Source organism: Bradyrhizobium sp. SZCCHNS1050, from assembly GCF_032484785.1.
GTDB lineage: Bacteria > Pseudomonadota > Alphaproteobacteria > Rhizobiales > Xanthobacteraceae > Bradyrhizobium.
In genome coordinates, this window is sequence record NZ_JAUETR010000005.1 from 1 (window position 1) to 1933 (window position 1933).

At 62.0% G+C, this 1933-nt stretch carries 1 protein-coding gene and 1 pseudogene; both read left to right on the forward strand.

Features of this window, described 5'->3' with window-relative positions; translation table 11 throughout:
• Window positions 1-124: 124 nt before the first annotated feature.
• Window positions 125-1225 (forward strand): IS4 family transposase, encoded by a 1101-nt coding sequence (locus QX094_RS34490; RefSeq protein WP_315701243.1) that lies wholly within the window; start codon window positions 125-127, stop codon window positions 1223-1225.
• Between the two features lie 228 nt (window positions 1226-1453).
• Window positions 1454-1759, forward strand: a pseudogene (locus QX094_RS34495) (TetR/AcrR family transcriptional regulator); the annotation flags it as partial.
• Window positions 1760-1933: the final 174 nt, after the last annotated feature.

A 1933-nucleotide genomic window follows, 5' to 3' on the forward strand; every position in this document is an offset into this window, starting at 1 on the left:
TGTGGTGACTGCCGCCTGCTTTTTTTCTGCAGGCGGGCCGCAGGGCGTCAACCGGCGCCCGGCCTTCCCCATAGGCGTTAAGTTTATGCTTGAGTGTTGGAATCCGCCGTGATTCGAACAGGGGATGGCAGACGAATCGCTCCTGAACGAGGACTGGACGAGAGTGGTTGCGCAGCTGGGCGGGGCTGCGCAGCTCGAGAAAACTGCGCGCCAGACGAAGGCCTTCGCGCGTCGGCGGCAGATTCCAGATGCGGTGACGTTACTTCGGCTGATGCTGGCCTATTGTTTGGGTGAAAGAGGGCTGAGATCGACAGCCGCATGGGCGGCTTCTGTTGGCCTTGCCGACCTCACCAGCGTGGCGTTGTTCTATCGGCTGCGTCAATGTGGTGATTGGTTTGCGGTGCTGGTGGAGGGCTTGCTCGCTGCGGCAGCTCCGAAGGCGAGCCAAGGCCGCCTGATCCGCATCATCGATGCGACGACAGTGCCTCAGGCGGGACCGGCTGCGCGCAAGAACAGTGAGCTTTGGCGCGTTCATAGCGCATTTGATCTGCCCTATGAGCGCTTTGGTCACTTCGAGCTGACAGATCAGCAAGAGGGCGAAACGTTTGACCGGATACCAGTGGTCAAGAACGAGATCCGCATTGCTGACCGCGCTTATCTGCAACCTGACCGCATTGCGGCCGTCCGCGAAGCCGGGGCCGACGTTTTGATCCGAGCGGGCTGGAAGAACGCACGTTGGCTTGACGCCAAAGGCCTTCCGTTCGATCTGATGGCCCAATTGCGTGCCGCGAAGGCGCGCGGACTGGTCGATCGGGAGATTTGGATCAAGCGCAAGGGCGGCGCGCCTCTGGCTATGCGTCTGGTCGCAATCAAGAAGCCCACCGGTGCGGCTGCTGCTTCTCGGCGTAAAGCCCGGCAAGACGCAAAAGATGAAAACCGCATCATCTCCAAAGAAACTTTGGAGGCTGCGGATTGGGTCATTCTGATCACGTCGCTCGCGCGGGACGAGTTCTCCACCAAAGATGTGCTTGCGCTCTATCGATTGCGATGGCGGATCGAGCTTGGGTTCAAGCGACTGAAGAGTCTGATTGGCCTCAAGACGCCGCCAGGAACCGATCCGCGCTCTGCCAAGCCCTACCTGCTGGCCCACCTCCTGATCATCCTGTTGCTCGAGCCGCTTGCCAGCGACTTCGAGGACTCTCCCCACTGGACGCAGGCCGCTTAACGACGCCTGGCGCTTGGCGGGTCCTGCAGCAGCTCGTTGCATCCTTGCTGCAAGCAATCATTCCACAACCAACCATCCGTTGCTTGCGCCGCAGAAAACGCGCGTTGGGGCGCCACCTTCGCGAGCCTCCTCGAAAACGCAAGTATCAATCGATGCTCGCGCTACCTTAACGCCTATGCGGTCTTCCCTGCGCCTCTTCTTCAAGGAGAAGAGGGGGCCATCGAGCAAAGCTCGGGCGCAAGCCGCCGCGAGATCGCGGGCGAGATCGCCGCACGGATCGACGCTGCGGTCCGCGCGGGCCATCTGCCGGCGCAGGACACCGCACTCGCCGCCACCGCGCTGCTGGGGGCGCTGCATGAATCGCTGGTCGGTCCGCTCGCACCGGAAAATATCGAAGACCCTGCAAAACTGCGCGACGCCGTGCAGACCGTGACGCTGCTCGCGCTCCGCGCCGTCGGTGTCATGGACGCCCGCGCGCGCGGCCTCGTCGTGCAGCAGACGGTGCTGCCGGCGAAGGCGCTGGTGGGCGCTTAGAGCATGATCCGGACCCGAAGGGCCGCGTTAGCGCAAAGTGTGAAGCGGTTTTCCCTCGCGACAAACGCGGAACGCGTTTGCGCGGAGATCATGCTCAAACAATAACCTAAAGCGCGATGACCATTCATCCAATCTCATCGCGCTTTTAGCCACGGAACCGCGCCGAGCCTGATC